Genomic DNA, 19,333 nt, shown 5'->3' with positions numbered 1-19,333 from the left:
CAGTCACATTAAATAAATAACAGCGAAAAAGATTATTACAATGAAATTAACAACCCTTGCGCTAACACTTAGTGTAGCGCTTAGCGGCCACGCACTGGCTAGCGATAAAAAAGAAGACAAAAAACCACAAACCCTAAGCGAAATGGTCGAAGGACAAACCGAATTTTCAGGTATTTTTAATTTACACCAAGACCCAAAAACCGGTGAGCACTTAATGGTGATCACCGAATCGCAGCTTAATACCCCTTTTGTATACTTTGCTCATACAGTCGACGGTGTCACTGATGCTGGGCATTATCGCGGTGCCTATAGAGAAACCAAGCTTATTGAGTTTAGAAAATACTTTGACCGCATAGATATAGTTAGCAAAACCCCTCGCTATAAATTTGATCAAAACAGTGCCATTGCCAAAGCAAGCAATGCCAATATTAGCGAAGCCGTTTTAGCCAGCATTAAAATAGAAAAAGAAGAGCAAGGAAAAATAGCCTTTAAGGTCAACAAGCTATTTTTAAGTGAGGCGCTACACAAGGTATCGCCAACGCCAAACCCAGCCGATAAAAAAGCTAAAAAACGCTTTAAAGTAGGTAAATTAAACAGTAAAAAGTCGCGTATTGTTAAGCAGCGTCCTTACCCAAATAACTTAGATGTGGTTGTAGATTACGTATTTAGTAATGCCAGCCCCACCGTGCGTGGTACAAGCGCAGTAAGCGACCCGCGCAATGTCTCTGTAAAGGTGCAGCACTCTTTTGTTGCATTACCAAAAAACGACTATAAACCACGTAAAGATGACGCGCGCATAGGCTATTTCACCAATCAATTTGATCTAATGACCTCGACCGATTGGGCACCATATGAAGATGTTATTAAACGCTGGGACCTACAAAAGAAAAACCCTAGTGCTGAGCTTTCTGAGCCAGTAAAGCCAATTACCTGGTGGATAGAAAATACCACCCCAGTAGAGTGGCGCGACACAATACGCGATGCCGTACTTATCTGGAATAGCGCTTTTGAAAAAGCTGGTTTTAAAAACGCACTAGAAGTTAAAGTACAACCCGATGACGCAACCTGGGATGCTGGTGATATTAACTACAACGTATTACGTTGGACATCATCACCTAAACCGCCATTTGGTGGTTACGGGCCGGCTCTTGCCAACCCGCTAACAGGTGAAATACTTGGCTCAGACATTATGCTTGAGTTTGTGTTTATGAAAAACCGATGGATTTATGACACGCTTTACACACAAGGCACAATGAGCCACGGCGAAAACTTGCACACAAGTGGCGATTTAAATTGCTCACTAGGCCATGAAATTCAACAAAACCTATTACTTGCCAAAGGCTTAGCAACAGGTGCCTCGATTGATGACAATGAAATGATTCGCCAAGGTTTAACTCAGTTAATTCTTCATGAAGTAGGCCATACACTAGGCTTAAACCACAATATGAAATCGTCTATTTTGTGGGATGAAAAAGAGGTTCATGATAAAACCAAAACCCAAGGCATAGTTACAGGCTCAGTGATGGATTATGCGCCGGCTAACATAGCCCCCATTGGTGTGCAACAAGGCGATATTTTTCAAACCAAACCAGGCCCTTATGACGACTGGGCTATAAACTATGGCTACAGCACAGCCCTTGAAGATGAAGCCGCAGAGCGCGCCCGCCTAAATACTATATTAGCGCGCTCTAGCGAGCATGCGCTTGCCTTTGGTAACGATGCCGACGACATGCGTGCACCAGGTCGCCATATAGACCCACGCGTAATGATAGGCGACCTTTCATCAAACCCTGCAGCCTATGGCGCCGATCGTATGGCGCTAATTAATAAGTTATTTACTGAGCTAAAAGATAAAGCCACAGTAAAAGGTGAGTCTTACCAACAGCTGGTTACCTCAGCTAATAGTTTATTTGGCCAATACCGCTCGCAAGCGGGCATTGTTTCTCGCCAAATAGGTGGCGTATATGTTGAACGCGCAGTTGTGGGCGACCAGCATGCTGATAAACCCTTTACCCCCGTACCGCTTGAGCGCCAAACACAAGCAATGAACATACTTGCTAAATATGTATTTGCGCCAGATGTACTCACTAGCATGCAACCACTGTATAACTATTTACAGCAACAGCGTCGTGGTTTTAGCCATTATGGTAAAAATGAAGACCCTAAAGCGCACAAAATGATTTTAGGCATGCAAAAAACAGTACTTGCGCAATTGCTGCACCCTGCTGTTATGCTGCGTATTTCAGACACCGCGCTGTACGGTAACGAATATAGCCTAACGCAATTTATGGACGACCTAACTGCCAGTATTTTTGTTGATAGCAAAGAGAGCACGTCTGTTAGCCGCAATTTACAAATAGAGTATGTAAATCAGCTTATTGCTATTGCAGGCCTAGGCAAAGCCAGTAAACACGACAATTTGGCAAAAACTGCCGCGCTCTATCAGCTAACACAAATAGCTGATACAAGCGTAGGATGGGGAGCCGATACAGCAACTAAAGCGCATAAAAAGTATATTGATCACTTAATTGCTAAAGCGTTAGAAGCTTAATTAACTAAATCAAACAGGCCACGTAATACGTGGCCTGTTTATTTATAAATAAATTGTGCCTTTTAAATACCGCACAGCGTTACCGGTTAAGGTCACTGTATTTTCGCCTACCTCACATTGTATAAAACCACCTCGGCTTGAAGCCTGATACGCGTTTAATTTATTTTTACCTAATTGCTGCGCCCAGTAAGGGGCAAGGCCGGTGTGAATAGAGCCCGTAACAAAGTCTTCTTCGCCGCCACTTGCTGGCCAAAAATAACGAGACACAATATCGTACTCAGCAGAACTCGCTGTGGCGACCACATCAAGTGGATATAAGGTTTTTAACAAATCAGACTCAGTGGTTAAATCATAAATTTGTTGAGCATTTTCGTATATAGCAAAATATGCTTGGCGGTTTTTAAGCACCTTAATAGGTTGTATAGACAACCCTTTCAATAGCGCATCGGGTATAGTTTGCACTTCATCTGGCGCTTGTTTAGGAAAGGTCATAGCAAAACTGCCATCGCTATTTTTATTAACAATAAGCTCCCCTACAGCCGCGGCGTTAAAGCGCACTTGGCTAAGGTTGTGCTGCTCGCATAAAACATACGCAGCAGCGAGCGTAGCGTGGCCGCAAAAATCTATTTCCATTAATGGCGAAAACCACCGTATTGCAAAACTGCCATCTGCCAAAGGGCACGTAAACGCAGTTTCAGAAACATTATTTTCAGCGCCAATATTAAGCATTAACTCATCACTAAGCCACGACTCAAGCGGGATCACAGCCGCGTAATTGCCTTTGAATAACTCGCTTGTAAATGCATCAATTTGATGGATGGTGAGTTGCATAGGCTAACCTCCTAAATTAGTTATAAACAAGCCGAAGGTAATACATCTTTAGGTACTGTCGTTTTATTTTCACCCACAGCTTGCATCCCTACAACAGGTTCATCAAAACCACATAACCATGCAATAGGACTTGTGGGGCTATTAGTAACGACTGCGGGTCTAAAAGTTAAAACTGTATTTTGCAAAGGCTGCGAGGCTTTATTCCCCAAGCTAATGTTAATTGCACCGTTTTCTATGGCAATACCTGTCACTCGATTTCCTATTAAATATTTACTTTCAGGCACATTTGCTTGTTTATTATTTTTAGGAAACTCTCTGTTTTCAATGTAATACGTAGTTACGTCTTCTCTTATTACTGCGGCCATAGCAAGCGGATCAACAAGTTCAGCTTTTTGCATATATTTACTGTATTGAGGTAAAGCAACAGCCGCCAAAATACCAATAATAGAAATTACGACCATCAATTCAATTAGCGTAAATCCTTTTGACTTCATAACACTTCTCCTAGCATAAAAATTGGTTGATAAGCCGCTTTCACAAATAAGTAAATTGACACAACAATGACTAATCCATACAGAATAACCAGCTTATTTATAAAGCCTTTAGCCTGCAAATTAAATTGTTCGAGCTGCTGCTCAAGTAACACTTTAAACTCTTCATGAGTTTCGTAGCCTAACGAATCACACTTAGCCAAATGTTTAGTTTCGACTATTGCGGCGTTTTCATCCTCTTTGAAATTTACCGCAAAGTTAAGCGTTGTCATTAGGCGATCGTATTTCTTAATTAAACTGCGAGGAAGTAAAGCTTTTGATAAACCAGTAAAAGGCTGCGAGTCGGTTAAAGCGCATGCATTTTTAATTTTAAAAATTACTATAAAAATAATGCTTTGCAGTAAAACCAATAGAATAATTGGCACATACCAATAAGAAAAGTAATCACCTAAGGAGTGCGCGGAAGAAGCCATATGATTGCTATATATCTCTACAAATGTAGGAACAACAAAAGACTGATATAAAAGCGAAGAAAAAACATAAATAAAAAAAACAGCAGTTAAATAGATAAAAATGCCTTTGTGCTCAAATTTATACCCGCTAACTAGCTGCGGTACACATTGATAATGCATGGCTTGTTTTTGCAAAATATCTGCATCTTGCAGGGCAAATTTTGCTGCAAGGCAATTGGCTAATTTACTGTCTGTATATTTATTAGCATAAACGGCTAAATACGATTGTGTGGTTAGCTCTTCTTTTTGTGCGGCACTTAATGTTTTAGAACTATAGACACGGCAAATGTAGCCAAACTGATTCCAATTCATACTTTATCCTTTTATTTGATAAAGTAACTTGCCACATATTTAGCACAATATAAATAGAAGACGATTGTTTTTTAAGCCATTGCGGGGCGCATTTTATAATATTGCATACATGTAAATTGCACGGCATTTGTAAGTAGTAGCATAACAAACATTAAAATATGCGAGGTGCTGGGCATAGCACTGCTTAGCTCTACAAATAAGCCACAGGTACCTGCTACAAACTGCAAGCTAAAGTAGCGGGCGCTTAAATTGCTAATATTGCCACTGCGTAAGGTTTTGTACGTTTGCGGCATAACCCGCACTGAGCTCATTACCAGCCCTACGTATGTAAGGGCGTTGAGCACCGATGATGTTTCTAAGCTTTTATTTAACAGCAATAAAAAAGGTAATAACGAAAAGCCAAGCATAGCCACAAGCTGTATACGTTCAGCTTTTGCGGCGTTATAGCGTGCAAAGTAATATAAAATTAAACCACTTAGCGCCCCAGTTACAAAAAATGGTAAAGCAATAAAGTAGCGTTCAAAATAAATATTGTAAGTAATAAAGTAGAGGCTTTGCACTAAACCAAAGGTCATCATTAATAGTGATAACCCCGACACACTGCGATTCTTTCTAATTTTGCTCAATAGCGGTAAAAAGCTAAAAACTAAAATAAAAGCCGACAAAATAGGTAGATAGTGCGCCAAAACAACCTCGCTCGTTACTTAAATGTTAATATAAAACCCGCCTGAAACAATAAATAAACATATGTTTTTTAAAGGGTTTTAAAGTGAGCGCGCATTGTAATGATGAATACATTTTACTCAACAAATTAGCGTAAACCTATATTAGGCACTGGCAAGATAGCTGTACAAAAAGCGTTACTTTAAGTGAACACCTGGGCCGCTTTGTATTTAAAAGTTACCAGCCTTGCACCACAGCTTAAACGCATTTTACTCTAGAGATCGGCTCGCTCTAAAACAATTATTGTGCATTCATCGCACAACTATGAAATAGAACTGATAATTGTTATCATACGCAGGTCCGTGGCAATTACACAAAAAATAAACTATGAGAAAAACACTTTTTAAAATTCACAGCTGGGTAGCCCTTATAGCGCTTATTCCGCTGCTTGTTATCAGTATAACTGGTAGCGTTTTGGTATTTAAAAGCGAGATTGACGGCTTACTAATGCCAGACAGTCACTTTGTTGTACAACAACAAGCCAACCGCTTACCTATTGATACACTTATAACAAAAACTCAAAAAACCTACCCTAAGTATGTTGTTGGTAGCTGGGAAATATTTAACGATGATACTGCTGATCGGGTTTATTTAATTAAACGCGGTACAGAGGACTGGTATAAATTTCATTTAGATCAATACACGGGCAATATTTTATCGGAGCCAGTAGGCACTAGCCATTACTTTACCGACTGGTTTTTAGACTTACATTACACCTTTTTACTTAACGATTTAAAAAGCTTACCAGGGCAAACTGGCACTGTTTTAGGGTTCTTTTTTGCGGTGTTTTTTTTAGTACTGGGTATTACAGGTCTTATTATTTATCGTAAGTTTTGGCAGCGGTTATTTAGTGTACGCTGGCGTGCAACTCTGCAAATAGTACTTAGCGACATTCATAAAATGACCGGCGTAATTGGCTCGCCAATTATTATAATTTTAGCCATCACCGGCGGCTACTTTAACGGCGCGGTGTGGTATCACGAAGTAATTGAACACGCAGAAGAAGAGCACTTTGTATTAACTAAAAATTTATACAATGAAGAGATTTCTTTTCAGCACGTACTTGATGACAGCCAAAAGCAAATACCCACCTTTAACGGTACGTTTTTAGTAATGCCGCTTGAGCCAGACGAAAACATAACGTTATTTGGTGAGGTTGATACCAGCAACCCGCTTGCCAGTGAATATGCCAATACCGTGACTTACAATAAGCTAACGGGCGAGCATATGGCTAACTGGGACATTCGCGAAGTGGGTGTAGGTTGGCAAGTAATTGATAGCTTTAGAAAACTACACTTTGGTTATTTTGCAGGGCTCATTAGTAAAATAATTTGGTGTGTTATTGGTTTAAGCCCTGTTTGGCTTGGCGGTACTGGCTTTTATTTATGGTTTACTCGCCGTAAGCGTAAAAAACAGTCTCAAAAAAACCGCTTAAGTAAACACCGCACCGTAAGTGCTTGATTAAAAAATCACCTCACTGTAATGTTAAAAATCACAGTGAGGTGATATATGAAATATTTAGTTTTTACACTTAGTTTATTGCTAACTGCTTGCAGTAGCACCCCGCCCGAAACGCCAATTAAAAAAGTACAACTTACCCATATAATAAATCACTCGCTTTTCGAGCAGGTTAAAACACCTAGCGAGCACAGTATTTTTGAGCTGTCGGAGCCTGAAAAAAGCGCGTTTTTAACCTACGCACACTCGCGTTTAAACAATGTACGCGCTGATGAAATTATTTTTAATTACCTGCAAAACCAGCTCACCAACTTTAAGTATGATGGCGCAACCCTCACAGCCCAACAAGCGATTGAACGCTCAGAAGGTAACTGCATTAGTTTAGCCATACTTACGCAAAGCTATGCGCAGCTTTTAAACCTCGAAACCAGCTTTCAAGAAATGACGAGCGAACCTGTGTATGCCAAAGAAGGCAATGTAATTTATGTTGCTAACCACTTTAGAACGAAAATTTACGCCCCAAAAAAAGAAACAGATGAAGATATTATTGTAATAATTCGCGCAGGCACGTTAATTGATTACTTCCCCACTCGTGGCAGCTTTTATTCAGGCAGCGCTACGTATAACGATTTACTCTCTAATTTTTATAGCAACTTAGCCGCTACGGCACTAGCCGAAAACAATCTTAATAAGGCTTACTCTTTAATTATGCAAGCCAACCGTTTTACCCCAAACGATGCAGAGCTGTTTAATATAGCTGGCGTGCTGCACCGCCGTGCAGGCGATTTAAAAAGCGCTCACATGATTTACCAAACCGCGCTTGATAGAAACGATATAAGTATAAATTTAATTAATAACTATCGAATATTAGCAAAAGAGCTGGGAGATAAAACACTAGAAAAACGCCTAACAAGCCAGCTTGTTGATAAAGAAAAAGATCCCTACGAGCTACTCGTTATTGCTAAAAATAACTTACATCAGGGCAAGGTCACTCAAGCTAAAAAACAACTCGAACTTGCCATTGCAAAAGCCCCTTATATATCGGAGCTCTATTTAGAGCTGGCTAAAATTCGCTACCAACAAGGTAATACAGCGCAAACACAAAGCTTGCTAGAAAAAGCCATCCAGTATGAGCGCAATAAAGAAAGGCTAAACATATATCAAGCTAAGCTTGCGTCGCTAAACAAGCACAATTAACCACCTTTATTTTAAATTAGTTTAAACACGGCTTTTGCTAATGCACTTATTACACAAGTGCATTAGCGTGTTATAGCAATTTACTTAAAGCGAGTAGTAAAAGCTAAACCAGCCGCGCATTTCATCCTCAAAGCTATCGCCTTCTACGCGCGATAATCCCATATTAAAGGTTAAATCGTTCACACCGACTGGGCCTAATCCAAAGCTAAAATTGCCTTGATACTTTAAACCATAACTTTGTGCGTATACTGCATCATCTACCTGGTGCTGTTTGTAATAAAGCCATGGCATGCCTTCTTTAAAGCTAAAACCACCGCCATAACCCATGTAGCGCTCAGCAGTTGTGCTATAAAATGGCAGCTCTGATGAAAGCACAAACTCACTATTTTGGTGCTCGCTAATTAGGTTTGAGCTAAATCCGCCTAGCGCTAAGCTGCTATCATCGCGCTGCTTTTGAGTAAAATTAATATAAAGCGGCACATCAAACGCTTTACCAAATACTTTGGCCGCTAAATCATAGCCATCCCAATTATTGTTTTTACTGCTGCCATCGTAATACTGGGCATTAACACTTTGCCCTATAGCAAATGCTTGGCGGTCGTACTGCCAGCTTTGTGTAATGCCTATACGTGCCCATTTATTATAGTCTTGCTTATAATCGGTATAGTTATAAGCCAGCTCTGGCGTTATGCTAAACGCCGCGTATTTAATCGGGTAACTTAAGGCTGCAAAACCACCTCGCGCAGATACATCTGCATTTTCGCTCGCTTGGTATTGTTTTGCGGTATTTAAATCATAATCAAATACACTCAATTTAAGCTTAACTGGCAGTGCATTGTATTTTGCCTGGGCGTACCCACCGTGCAAAGCATCATCATTTAAATCAACACTATAGCCCGCTTGAAGGTCTAGCTGTTTAAGTAAGTCACTACTTTTAATATTTATATTTAAAGCGCTTGAAGCGGCCGAGTAATGCTGTGCGCCTAGCGCTAGGCTCGCATGCTGATCAAGCACATCGTAGCTGCTTTGTTTACCTACATTTTCGCTATATATTTTTGCTTTAGGCAAAGTGTACTGATCAACCAAAAGCAGTGGCGCGCTATTATCAAGTGCTAAATCAGTGACTATTTCACCCTCTAGCGTACTCGGTAGTCGCTTTACATTAGGCCCATCAGCAGTAATAGATAAATAAAGTAATGCTCCTTCGTTTGTTTCTAGCGGGTGGGCAACGGCTTCTTGGCCCTGGGTAAGTTTAGTTAATGTGCTACTTGCAATATGGTAGCTATAAATATCAGTTGAGCCTTTTAATCCGGCTACAAAGTAAATTTTTTCTCCGTTTTTACTAAAGCTGGGTTGGCTTAGGTATTGGTACCCGTTTGGCATAGGCACGGCTTGGCGAGTATTATTGGCAACATCTTGTATATACAATTGCCAATTCTCATTCAAATTGGCTGATACATAAGCTAGTTGGGTTTCATCAGGGCTAAAAGTTGGGTAGTCGTAAGCTGTTTTTAAGCTTTTAGTAAATAAAGGGGTAATGGTTTGCGTTGCTAAGTCTACTTTTACTAATTCTGAGTAGCCACCACGTACTTGCTCGGCGTAAAGAGTTTCTCCATTGTTAGTAACACTAAAGCGGCGTAAACCAGCAAGTTTAGTTAACTGCTCAACTTTTCCGGTTTCGGTGTTATAACTAAAAATATCAGACACTTTGTTATAAATACCCGTCTCTTCACGTGTATAAGCATTAAAGTAAAGTGTACTGTTATTTACCCATTGTGGATTAGCAATTCCCGCTCTGTTTATTTGATTTAATACGTGCTTTTTCTCACGTTTAAATACACTCGGGGCGTTATCGGGTATATCCAAGGCATCGTTTTCTAATAGCGCTTTTTGTGCTTTTGTAAATTCATCTTCAGCTTTAGTATTATCCTGCGTGCTATAAATAATAAGCTTGGTTTTTTTATCTTTATCGCGCTCAACAATCGCAAGTTTACTGCCATCTTTTGAAAGCGCAGGGTTGCTTGCATATAAGTTAAGCTTTAACCACAGCTCGCTGTTAAGCGCAGGCTCTGACTGCTCTTTTGCCATAGCTTTATAAGTATATTGTGCAATAAAGCGGCCATATAACTTAGCCGCACTTTGGCCAAATATCCCAGTAAAGGCCTCGTTAAAATCACGCTTTCTAACTGCCTGCATACGTGTCCAAACAGCATCGAGCATTTGCGCTGAATAAGTTTGCTCTAGCCAATTTAAAAACCGGCTGCCCATTAAATACGCCATAGAGCCAGCCATAAAACCGCCCTCTGTATCGCTTAGCTGGCTATAGCTAGGCAATGCCCCCTGCTGGGCAAACTCAATTAGCATTGACTCAGTGTAGTTATCAAATAGTCGCCCTCGGCCCGTCATTTTTGACTCAAGTAAGGTTGCATAACCTTCGGCTACCCAGCGCGGCATATCACTGTAAGTTAAGTCGTAAATATCCCACACTCCCCGTATTTGTTGCTGCCACGTGTTGCGTGTGGGCTGAGCTAAATGCACTAAGTGAATATATTCGTGCAATATCAGTAATTGCTGCCAGCCACTAATATTAGAAATCACCGTGTCTGATTGCGGGGGCGTGGTAAAAAGGGCCATTAAAGGATTATTAGAAGTAGGTAAAGCAAAACCGTTGGGCGCATTTAGGGGATCAAACACCACCACATCAACTACTTTACCGAGCGCTCGGTTTTGCTGCTCAAGCACTTTACTGCGTACTATTTCAAGTTCGACCGCTGTCGATTTAGCATAATCGGCGTTTTCGGTGCTGTAATGCACATTAAAGTGCTCGGTATGAATAGTTTGCCAATCAGCAGCTAAGGTAGGTGTGGCTAATAACAAAGAGGCAGCGATGAATGATTTTTTCATGATAATCCTTTAAATGATTGATACCACTTAGAGTATTATTAAACCAACTAATGTTGCAGTAAAAAAATGTAACAAAGCTTATGAAAGTGTATAATTTATAAGCTTTTAAATTAAGCAATGCCTTGTTTTACATGAAAAATCAATAACGCCGTTAACGCTTTATTTGGCAACCTAAAAAGGCTAAATATGTAAGTCGATTGGTATAATCACATCCAGTTACGCTGCGTTGACTCCGCCTGATAAAGAGTAAAATCAATTATATAATCAGCATCTTGCTGCTTTATATAGGGCATAAAGGCAAACCCTGATGCAAGTTGTATATACAGGCTTTTAAGCCCTGCGCGGCGCATAAAGTAGGTACTAATACTGCGTGCACTTTGCGCTTTATACAGTTCAAACACACGGTAATGCACCCCTATCATACCTTTGCGTACCACCATGTAAAAACGGCCGTTGTCTTCATGCAAATAATAGCCATAACGCTGATAAGCAAGCGTTACCAACCCCGCTAAAATAAGTAATACTCCCAAGCTAAGCCAGGCATTAAAGTCGCCTAAATAACAGCCTAACAGTACAATAGCGCTTGGAATTAAGGCATAAAAGCTCAAGTTTTTATAAAGTAAGGCCGGTTCTGCGCCGTTAAACTGCAATTTTTTGCTATTAAACCACGGGTAAATCCATTGGCAAACGCTATCTACTTGCTCGCTATTTAAAACGGGTAACACTAAGGTTTGTTTATTTTTTTTAGCAGCCACACCCGCCGCTATACCGCTGCTACTTGCTTGTAAGCACTCAACGGTAAAACGCTTTAGTAACCGCCCCATTAGGTTTTGTTTTATAACTATAGATTGCACTTTATCCATGCTCATAGACAACTGATGGCGCTCTAATAAGCCGGCAATACGTTTAAATTTTTGGCCTTTAAAGTAAAGCTCAAAGTTATAAAAACGAATAAGCGACATACCTACCGACAACATCACAGCCGTTAAAACAAGCAAAGCAATAAGCGTTATCATGGCAAAGGTTGCAGCACTTGCCAGTAAACCAAGCTCTTGCTGATAAAACCCTTCTACCTTAGCAATAATTTGCTGCTCTAAAAAATCTACCAACACATTTATAAAAGGCGCAATAGCGGCCATTGCTAATATAGCCATATTAGACATTAAGCCAAATTTAGCGATTTCTTTATTACTGATACGTAAGCTATTTTCTGCTTCAAAATACTCGCTTGAGGGTGTTTGCTCGTCGGGTTGCTGCTGCGCCTTAAAGGCAAAAATTTGTTTACGCATTTGCTGTGCATAGGCTTTGGTAACTCCTGGCAAAACCGCCTCTTGGGTTACGCTGCCTGCGGCATCAAAAATACAATTAACCAAATTAACGGGCGTAAAATAAAAGGGCTCAGCAATATTTACGTTTTGCACGCGCGAAAATTTTAGCGTTAGGCGCTCTTTTTTAAACACCCCTTTGTTAAGCAAAATTTCGTGATCGTCGCTAATGCAAAACTTAAAATTTATGTAATATAAAATTGAATATATTAGCAGTGTCACTATCGCAATAGCACCTGCAACTTGCGCCCAAAACAGCTTGTTTTCTACTTGTGTTACAAACACCACAAGCATAGGCAGCAGGTTTAAAAGCCCGTCTTTTACAAAGCGCACGCTAAAATACACCACAAAATACAATACCGCCCAAGGCGATACTTTTTGCCAATGTAGTGATCTACTTTGCTCCTCGCTAATGGTATTACTCATTTGCTAATTCAACCTGCGCGGGTGTGCCGTCTTGGCGATAATTTTGTACAAATTGACGTATGTTTTTGCACTGCTCGTGGGTTAAGCCACTTATTTGTAAATCAGCACTGACCCCGCCGGCACTAAATAGCTTTAAACTGGCTAACTTTAGTTTTCGCTCAATGGGGCCTTGGTGAATTTCCATATGCTGTACGCGCGCGAGGGGCAAAATCGTTATTTGCTGCCAAATAACCCCTTTTTTAAACGCAATATCGTGATTGCGCAGCGCAAAGCCCTGCAGCTTAATACTCAGGGCGTTATAAAGCATTGAAAGCAATATTAAAATAGGCACGCCTATCAGCAAGTAGGTTTGTGCTTTGTTAGCAAACGCTTCGTTAAAGTAACAAACAGCAAACAGTACCGCGCAAAAAGGAATGTAAAACGCCAGCCAATTAAGTTGCACGTGTAATAACGCTTTATCGGCCAAGGGATTGAGCTGTATTTCGCTATGCTTTGGTAAATCCATTACTTGCTGATTATCAAACACGATTTTAGTACCTTTCCTATTTACTGACTATTAGCCCAGCTGATTGTAGTAACTAAAGTATGGCTTTGTTTAGGCTCAAGTGTCACGTTATCTTCTAACACATTGGCGGCTTCTAAACACACCATGCTCAGGTATTCATCGTCAGCAAAATTAGATAAACGCTTAGATTTTTCTATCCATGGGTTCCACAGCACACACGAGCTTGAGTTCTCGCGGCTTACATTAATAATCCCATCTGGGGTGTGAATGTGTTGCTGCTTAGCGGCCTGGGTATAAACCATATCGGTTTCGCGGGTAAACTCCACTGGCGCATTTTGCGCAAACGGCCCTTCGCCAAATTCAATATATTGCGCGCCTTGTAAACCTTCTACATGGGTGTGTTTTATATCTGAGGTAGGAAAATAGCTGTGCAAAGCCTGCGTATAGCTAAAAGGGCTATTACTTAAATTAGTGGTTGTTAAACGCACCTGTAATTGCTCGCTCAATACAAACTCAACCTTTAACGCCGAGTGGTGCGGCCAATACGTTGGGTTAACTAATTTCATGGGTAAGTTTAAGCTAATTGTAATGTACTCATCATCTTCATGCACTGCATCAGCTTGCCATAAACTGGTACGTGCAAAGCCATGTGCTGGCCAATCTTGGTTTTCATGATTACCAAACCAAGGCCAACAAATAGGAATACCACCGCGAATGCTCACCCCTTCTTGAAACGTCTCGTTTTTAGAGATCCAAATAAGTGGCTTGTTATTTTTTGGAATAAACTCGGTAATTTGCCCGCCTTGCAAAAATATTTTTGCATCACACTTTGAGCTCGCAACTTTTATAAACTCTAGGCCGGTTTCGCTTTGTTCAATGCTAACTGATGGCGATAATTTCATGTTTTTCCCTACAATGCTGATATTAAAGATTTTTAACATGTGCATATAAACAATAATGCATGTGCAAAGTATACGCTATACTCACTAAACATTGCGTGCATAATTTGTTCATTGGCGATTAATACATACACAGCTAACTTACAAACAATTACCAATTAATAACAGCTGTTATAAATAACACTAATGCGTATAAATAATGGCCATGCTTTAAGGCAGTAAAACCGCGGCTAAGCTTAGGCAAACGCATGTTAAATTTATTAAGGTATTAATGCAGGTGGGTATAATACTAAAGTCTAAACCATAAGACTTGCCAATTATTCACAACATACGTAGTGTGCGCACCACAATGCAAACAATATGCTAATAACATTTAATAAGTTTTAAACAAAATTATACTATTTTAGTTTCTGCTCAAACTAATAAAAACCAATAAACATGGGCTCAAGCTTAATTTATTATTTGAATTCAATTTATTTGATGTGTAACATTTCGCGATTACGGCACACCTTTGGCCCATCGACGAGATAAGCAAATGCAAAAATATGACGAATTATTAGTTTCTTTACGTAAAGTAATCCGCGCGATTGACTTACATTCTAAGCAGCTAAATAAAACATCAGGTTTAACAGGCCCACAATTGCTTATAATGCAAGAAGTAGCGCACACCGATGGAATAACAGCAAGCCGTATCGCTCAGAATGTTAACTTAAGCCCGGCTACTGTAACTAATATTCTTGATAGAATAGAAAGCAGAAACCTTGTAACACGCGTTCGTAGTCAAATGGATAAACGCCGAGTGAGCTTATACCTCACCGAGCAAGGGAAAGAGTTACTAGAAAAAGCACCTCAGCCACTGCAAGAACACTTTATTGAAAAGTTTTCTGCACTTGCAGAGTGGGAGCAAAGTTTATTGCTTTCATCTATGCAACGCGTTGCAGCAATGATGGATGCCGATAAGTTAGACGCATCACCTCTGTTAGAGGTAGGCGCGTTAACTCAAACACCAAATAAATAAAAAAAATAAAAAATAAATTTAAATTAGTTCTTACATCATTCGTAAGGGGCTTTTGGGCACCTTGAATTTTTTTATTTTTTAATCAAAACCTGAGCATCAACAATGACTAAACTCTCAAAATTAACGCTAGCACTAATGCTTGGCGGTGCAGCAAGCACAGCTAATGCAGCCGATCTCGACACACTACAAAGCCAATTAAAGCAGCTTAAGCAACAAATGCAGTTGCTTGAACAGCAGCTTGCTGATGAAAAATCAAAGCAAAGCCAAATCAACAAGCAACACGAACAACAAGTTGCCGAGATCAGTAAAAAGGCCGACAACAAAGAAGTTGTTGTTGCCGCCGCTGCGCCTGAACAAGAAGATGAAGGCATTAAAATTGGCGGTGCCGTACGTTTTAACTACAGCACAAACACCTACGATGAAGACACGCAAGACCGTGGCGGCGATTTAGACTTTGAAGTATTTCGCCTTAACTTATCGGGTGAAATTAGCGATATTTCTGTAAATGGTGATTTTCGTTTTTACGATTACATGACCATTGTTAAGTATGCATACTTAGGTTACGAATTTACAGATGGCTGGGAAGCGCAAGCTGGTATTGCACCTGTACCGTTTGGTAACGGCCCATACAACTCACACAGCTACTTTTTTAGCACCAACTACTACGTTGGCCTAGAAGATGACTTTGATTTAGGTGTAACAGTAAACCGTAAACTTAAAGACAACTGGAAACTAGACCTCGGCTTTTTCAAAAATGATGAAGTAGGCGGCGTTGATGGCAGCTCAGAAGTTAACGAACGTTACTCTTACGATATTGTTGGTAGCCGTGCAACAACCGAAGGCACCTACGACGCACCAGGTTCACGCCTTGGTGAGTACAACACTTTTGCTGGTCGTACAGTGTATCAAATTGAGCACAGTGAAAACGCTAAAACCGATATTGGCGTATCACTTCTAAGCGGTGGTTTGCACGACGGTAACGACCGTGCAGGTAACTACGGCGCATGGGCGTTTCATGTAAATAGCCAAATTAATAACTGGAATATTCAATTTCAGCACGGCGAGTACGACTACGACCTAGACGACAACAGCAACCGCTTTGTAGTTGGCGCGTTTGATTACTACGATACCGTATCAAGCGAAGCAACCATGACCAACTTTAACGTAGCTTACGACCTATCGCTTGATTGGGGCCCAGTAACAGGCGTTCAATTTTACAACGATTACGGCATTATTTACGACAAGTCTGACGACAGCCCAGATACGTGGATGAACGTAACAGGCATGAGCGTATCGGCCGGTGCATTATTTACTTACTTTGACTTTATTCAAGCACGCAACCAGCCATTTATTGGTGGCTCTGTTGCAGGTGATGGCGACACAGAACGTCGCTTTAACATCAACGTAGGTTACTACTTCTAAATAAGTAACACATATTTAGTATTTTAAAAGGGCAAACTTAGTTTGCCCTTTTTTGCGTTTATAGGGTTCGATTTTATAACTATTTGGCCTACAATCCTAACTAACAGCCATTACTTAAAAGAGCCTAAGTGAATATAAAAGCAGTATTTATTTGTTATAAAAACTTATGGCTTAAAGCACTTGGGTTATTGTTAGTGGCTCTTGGCATTATTGGTATTGTGCTGCCGGTTATGCCCACCACCATTTTTTTTATTCTTGCGCTTACCTGCTTTACTCGCTCATCACCAGCGCTTGAACACTGGCTACTTAACCACCCTCGTTACGGCGTTACCTTACAACAATGGCAAGCGCATAAAGTAGTGCCTGTAAAAGCAAAATACTACGCCGCGATTGGTATGCTTATTGGTTTTGTATTTTTGCTTTACTCAAACGCCCCTGTTTGGGTTATTTACCTTGTTGGCGTAATTGAAATAGCCGTTATGATTTACCTAATTTTAAGGCCCTCGCACCCACCAAGTGCTAAATAACCGCCCTTTTTTGCATGCACACACCGTTTAGCCAAAAATTTAATGTAAAGTTAAGTAAGTAAATTTGTAATAGTTAATGCAAATGATTATCATGTTCTAAATTTAATTTAATTACTGTTTTTATGGCGTTTATTAATAAGCGGGCTTTGTACAGCACAAGCCGTGCGCTCCATATTTATATTTCTACAGCTTTGTTTTTTTTGCTTATTTTATTTTGCGTTAGCGGCATTGTACTTAACCATGTTGATTGGCTTAAAAACGACAAAAGCAACGGCCAAGTAAGTACCGCTATTCCTCAAGCGTTAATGGCTAAAGCAAATACTCAACTAGATACATTACCCACCCTCTACCCAGACATAGAAGCGTTTTTTGCCGAGCAATACGCGCTCACTAAAGTTAAAAGCATTGAGTGGGAAAAAGAAGACGCGCTGGTTATGCTCGACTACCCACTACCGGCAGGTTTTGCTTACGCAGAGCTTGATTTTACAACCGGTGAGCTAAACCTAGATTACCAAACCGGTGGCTTTTTAAGCCTGATTGGCGATTTACACAAAGGCCGCCACAGTGGCGCCGTGTGGAGCTGGGTTATTGATATTTCAGCGGTATTGATGATTATTTTTTCAATCACCGGGATGATTATTTTATTTCAAAACAGAAAAAAACGCTTAGCAGGAATATGGATAACCGTTTTAGGCATAGCAACGCCTTTGGTTATTTATTTATGTTGGGTGCCACAAATTAAAGGAGTGTCTTAATGTTAAAAGTAAGTACGGTACTAAGTGCAGCACTATTAATGGTTGCCGCATTATTTCAAACAACTGCGCAGGCACAAACGCCACAGCTAGAGATTGAATTAACCCTACCCGATCTTGATGTACAACCTTACCACCGCCCATACGTAGCTGTTTGGCTAGAAACGCCAAAGCGTAAACACGTAACGACGCTTGCGCTATGGGTTCAAAAAGCAGAATGGTTTAAAGATCTGCGCCAATGGTGGCGTAAAGCAGGTAAAACCGACATTAACTTTGACGGCATAAGCGGCGCCACTAAGCGCGCAGGTACTTACACCATTGACTGGCAAGGTAAAGATTTAGACGGCAATGCCGTAAAGCCTGGCAAATACCTTTTAAACATTGAGGTTGTGCGCGAAGAAGGCGGCCGTGATTACAGCCGCGTAGAGCTTGATTTATCGCAAGCTGGCAAAGTGACCATTGAAGGTAAAAAAGAATTTTCTACAAGTTTTGTAACCGTAAGCACTAAGTAGCTGCTACTTAATCATTTGAATTTAAGGAAATACAATGAAAATTAATTTATTAAAAACGGCTTTAATTGGCGCACTTAGCTTATCGGCGCTGGTATCTACATCGGCAAGTGCACATGGGCGCTGGTTATTACCTTCGCACACGTCATTATCTGGCGACAAAGCGCACTACGTAATGATTGACGCGAGTATTTCTAACGAAATATTTGCACCCGACAAAGCCTTTAAACCAAAAGAAAAAGGCGCAGAGTACGACGACACTCTACTTATGGCCCTTGCACCAAACGGCGAAGAAGTATCTGAGACCATTCGTGCTTATTACCTAAAGCGTAAAAGCTCAGCGGCGGTAAGCCTAAAAGAAGAAGGCACTTACCACATTGCCATGACGCAAAAGCCAATGTACATGACCTTCTACAAAAACGAAGAAGGTAAGCGCAAGCGCGTATTTGGTAAAAAGTCAGAAGCTAAATTACCAAGCAATGCAAAAGATGTAACCACAACTAAAGTTATATCTACAGTAGATACATTTGTAAGCCGTAACGGTACTTCTAAGCCTGCACAACTTGGTTTAGGCCTTGAGCTTAGCGGCCCAACGCATCCAAACGATTTATTTGTTGGCGAGCAAGCGCGTTTTCAGTTACTACAAGATGGCAAGCCAGCGGGCGAAGGCATTGAAGTAAGCATTTTAAAAGGCGATACACGCTACCGTAACGAACGTGGGGAAATAAAAGTAACAACCGATAAAAACGGCATGTTTAGCACAACCTGGAAAGAGCCAGGCCTATACCTAATCGAAACCTCTAACAAAGTTAAAGTAAACGAAGAAGGCGTAGATGCCGGTCGTTATGCTCTATTCACGACGTTAGAAGTAGCACCTGAATAATTTTTTGCGTAATTTTGTCCCGTCCTGAAATAGGTTGACGGTTTTAATGAAAGACTTGGTGCGAAAGCGCCAGGTCTTTTTTATGCAC

General features: G+C 40.6%; 17 protein-coding genes. 9 read left to right on the top strand and 8 right to left on the bottom strand.

Annotated elements, in window-relative coordinates:
* Positions 1-40: 40 nt before the first annotated feature.
* Positions 41-2,551, top strand: a complete 2,511-nt coding sequence (locus MTF64_RS18230; protein WP_248452255.1) for a zinc-dependent metalloprotease — start codon at positions 41-43, stop codon at positions 2,549-2,551.
* A gap of 42 nt (positions 2,552-2,593) precedes the next feature.
* Here the strand turns inward: MTF64_RS18230 and MTF64_RS18225 are convergent, their stop codons facing one another.
* From MTF64_RS18225 to MTF64_RS18210, 4 genes are all read right to left on the bottom strand, one after another.
* Positions 2,594-3,382 (bottom strand): PhzF family phenazine biosynthesis protein, encoded by a 789-nt coding sequence (locus MTF64_RS18225; RefSeq protein ID WP_248452253.1) that lies wholly within the window; start codon positions 3,380-3,382, stop codon positions 2,594-2,596.
* A 20-nt stretch (positions 3,383-3,402) separates the two neighbouring features.
* A complete protein-coding gene (locus MTF64_RS18220; RefSeq protein WP_138685056.1) occupies positions 3,403-3,876 on the bottom strand; it encodes a pilin in 474 nt (157 codons plus the stop codon).
* Entirely contained in the window at positions 3,873-4,697 is an 825-nt protein-coding gene (locus tag MTF64_RS18215) for a hypothetical protein (RefSeq protein ID WP_248452252.1), read from the bottom strand. The genes MTF64_RS18220 and MTF64_RS18215 overlap by 4 nt, the downstream gene beginning before the upstream one ends.
* 71 nt (positions 4,698-4,768) lie before the next feature.
* Entirely contained in the window at positions 4,769-5,383 is a 615-nt protein-coding gene (locus MTF64_RS18210; RefSeq protein WP_248452250.1) for a PQ-loop repeat-containing protein, read from the bottom strand.
* Positions 5,384-5,747: 364 nt separating this feature from the next.
* Here MTF64_RS18210 and MTF64_RS18205 point away from each other — a divergent pair, with 364 nt between their 5' ends.
* Together MTF64_RS18205 and MTF64_RS18200 are read left to right on the top strand one after the other, a co-directional pair.
* Positions 5,748-6,881: a PepSY-associated TM helix domain-containing protein gene (locus MTF64_RS18205; RefSeq protein WP_248452246.1), complete on the top strand. Its 1,134-nt coding sequence runs from the start codon at positions 5,748-5,750 to the stop codon at positions 6,879-6,881.
* Positions 6,882-6,929: 48 nt separating this feature from the next.
* Positions 6,930-8,075 (top strand): hypothetical protein, encoded by a 1,146-nt coding sequence (locus tag MTF64_RS18200; RefSeq protein WP_248452244.1) that lies wholly within the window; start codon positions 6,930-6,932, stop codon positions 8,073-8,075.
* An 84-nt stretch (positions 8,076-8,159) separates the two neighbouring features.
* Here MTF64_RS18200 and MTF64_RS18195 read toward each other — a convergent pair whose 3' ends face one another.
* From MTF64_RS18195 to MTF64_RS18180, 4 genes are all read right to left on the bottom strand, one after another.
* Positions 8,160-10,979 carry a hypothetical protein gene (locus MTF64_RS18195; protein ID WP_248452242.1) on the bottom strand — a complete coding sequence of 940 codons (2,820 nt, stop codon included), beginning with the start codon at positions 10,977-10,979 and terminating at the stop codon, positions 8,160-8,162.
* A gap of 206 nt (positions 10,980-11,185) precedes the next feature.
* Positions 11,186-12,730 (bottom strand): PH domain-containing protein, encoded by a 1,545-nt coding sequence (locus MTF64_RS18190; RefSeq protein WP_248452241.1) that lies wholly within the window; start codon positions 12,728-12,730, stop codon positions 11,186-11,188.
* Complete coding sequence (locus MTF64_RS18185) at positions 12,723-13,256, bottom strand: PH domain-containing protein (RefSeq protein WP_095206679.1); 534 nt, start codon at positions 13,254-13,256, stop codon at positions 12,723-12,725. Before MTF64_RS18185 ends, MTF64_RS18190 begins: the two co-directional genes overlap by 8 nt.
* 20 nt (positions 13,257-13,276) lie before the next feature.
* Positions 13,277-14,137: a D-hexose-6-phosphate mutarotase gene (locus tag MTF64_RS18180; protein ID WP_248452240.1), complete on the bottom strand. Its 861-nt coding sequence runs from the start codon at positions 14,135-14,137 to the stop codon at positions 13,277-13,279.
* 532 nt (positions 14,138-14,669) lie between these two features.
* On the opposite strand from MTF64_RS18180, the gene MTF64_RS18175 reads away from it, so the two are divergent.
* From MTF64_RS18175 to MTF64_RS18150, 6 genes are all read left to right on the top strand, one after another.
* On the top strand, positions 14,670-15,152 hold the full coding sequence (locus tag MTF64_RS18175; protein WP_004586011.1) for a MarR family transcriptional regulator: 483 nt from the start codon (positions 14,670-14,672) through the stop codon (positions 15,150-15,152).
* Between the two features lie 102 nt (positions 15,153-15,254).
* Positions 15,255-16,574 (top strand): hypothetical protein, encoded by a 1,320-nt coding sequence (locus tag MTF64_RS18170; protein ID WP_054983581.1) that lies wholly within the window; start codon positions 15,255-15,257, stop codon positions 16,572-16,574.
* Positions 16,575-16,702: 128 nt separating this feature from the next.
* On the top strand, positions 16,703-17,101 hold the full coding sequence (locus tag MTF64_RS18165; protein WP_248452238.1) for a YbaN family protein: 399 nt from the start codon (positions 16,703-16,705) through the stop codon (positions 17,099-17,101).
* A gap of 122 nt (positions 17,102-17,223) precedes the next feature.
* Positions 17,224-17,856 carry a PepSY-associated TM helix domain-containing protein gene (locus tag MTF64_RS18160; RefSeq protein ID WP_004586014.1) on the top strand — a complete coding sequence of 211 codons (633 nt, stop codon included), beginning with the start codon at positions 17,224-17,226 and terminating at the stop codon, positions 17,854-17,856.
* Positions 17,856-18,365: a DUF2271 domain-containing protein gene (locus tag MTF64_RS18155; protein ID WP_004586015.1), complete on the top strand. Its 510-nt coding sequence runs from the start codon at positions 17,856-17,858 to the stop codon at positions 18,363-18,365. Before MTF64_RS18160 ends, MTF64_RS18155 begins: the two co-directional genes overlap by 1 nt.
* A 34-nt stretch (positions 18,366-18,399) precedes the next feature.
* Positions 18,400-19,245, top strand: coding sequence for a DUF4198 domain-containing protein (locus MTF64_RS18150; RefSeq protein WP_024033999.1), 846 nt, complete (start codon positions 18,400-18,402; stop codon positions 19,243-19,245).
* Positions 19,246-19,333 lie beyond the last annotated feature (88 nt).

Source organism: Pseudoalteromonas sp. 2CM41L (assembly GCF_023161905.1).
GTDB lineage: Bacteria > Pseudomonadota > Gammaproteobacteria > Enterobacterales > Alteromonadaceae > Pseudoalteromonas > Pseudoalteromonas atlantica.
This window is presented reverse-complemented; position numbering and strand designations above follow the sequence as displayed.

What these genes read in the sequence shown, in the direction of transcription:
- MTF64_RS18230 (WP_248452255.1), top strand. Translation starts at nt 41, where the DNA reads ATGAAATTAACAACCCTTGCGCTAACACTTAGTGTAGCGCTTAGCGGC.
- MTF64_RS18225 (WP_248452253.1), bottom strand. Translation starts at nt 3,382, where the DNA reads ATGCAACTCACCATCCATCAAATTGATGCATTTACAAGCGAGTTATTC.
- MTF64_RS18220 (WP_138685056.1), bottom strand. Translation starts at nt 3,876, where the DNA reads ATGAAGTCAAAAGGATTTACGCTAATTGAATTGATGGTCGTAATTTCT.
- MTF64_RS18215 (WP_248452252.1), bottom strand. Translation starts at nt 4,697, where the DNA reads ATGAATTGGAATCAGTTTGGCTACATTTGCCGTGTCTATAGTTCTAAA.
- MTF64_RS18205 (WP_248452246.1), top strand. Translation starts at nt 5,748, where the DNA reads ATGAGAAAAACACTTTTTAAAATTCACAGCTGGGTAGCCCTTATAGCG.
- MTF64_RS18200 (WP_248452244.1), top strand. Translation starts at nt 6,930, where the DNA reads ATGAAATATTTAGTTTTTACACTTAGTTTATTGCTAACTGCTTGCAGT.
- MTF64_RS18195 (WP_248452242.1), bottom strand. Translation starts at nt 10,979, where the DNA reads ATGAAAAAATCATTCATCGCTGCCTCTTTGTTATTAGCCACACCTACC.
- MTF64_RS18190 (WP_248452241.1), bottom strand. Translation starts at nt 12,730, where the DNA reads ATGAGTAATACCATTAGCGAGGAGCAAAGTAGATCACTACATTGGCAA.
- MTF64_RS18180 (WP_248452240.1), bottom strand. Translation starts at nt 14,137, where the DNA reads ATGAAATTATCGCCATCAGTTAGCATTGAACAAAGCGAAACCGGCCTA.
- MTF64_RS18175 (WP_004586011.1), top strand. Translation starts at nt 14,670, where the DNA reads ATGCAAAAATATGACGAATTATTAGTTTCTTTACGTAAAGTAATCCGC.
- MTF64_RS18170 (WP_054983581.1), top strand. Translation starts at nt 15,255, where the DNA reads ATGACTAAACTCTCAAAATTAACGCTAGCACTAATGCTTGGCGGTGCA.
- MTF64_RS18160 (WP_004586014.1), top strand. Translation starts at nt 17,224, where the DNA reads ATGGCGTTTATTAATAAGCGGGCTTTGTACAGCACAAGCCGTGCGCTC.
- MTF64_RS18155 (WP_004586015.1), top strand. Translation starts at nt 17,856, where the DNA reads ATGTTAAAAGTAAGTACGGTACTAAGTGCAGCACTATTAATGGTTGCC.
- MTF64_RS18150 (WP_024033999.1), top strand. Translation starts at nt 18,400, where the DNA reads ATGAAAATTAATTTATTAAAAACGGCTTTAATTGGCGCACTTAGCTTA.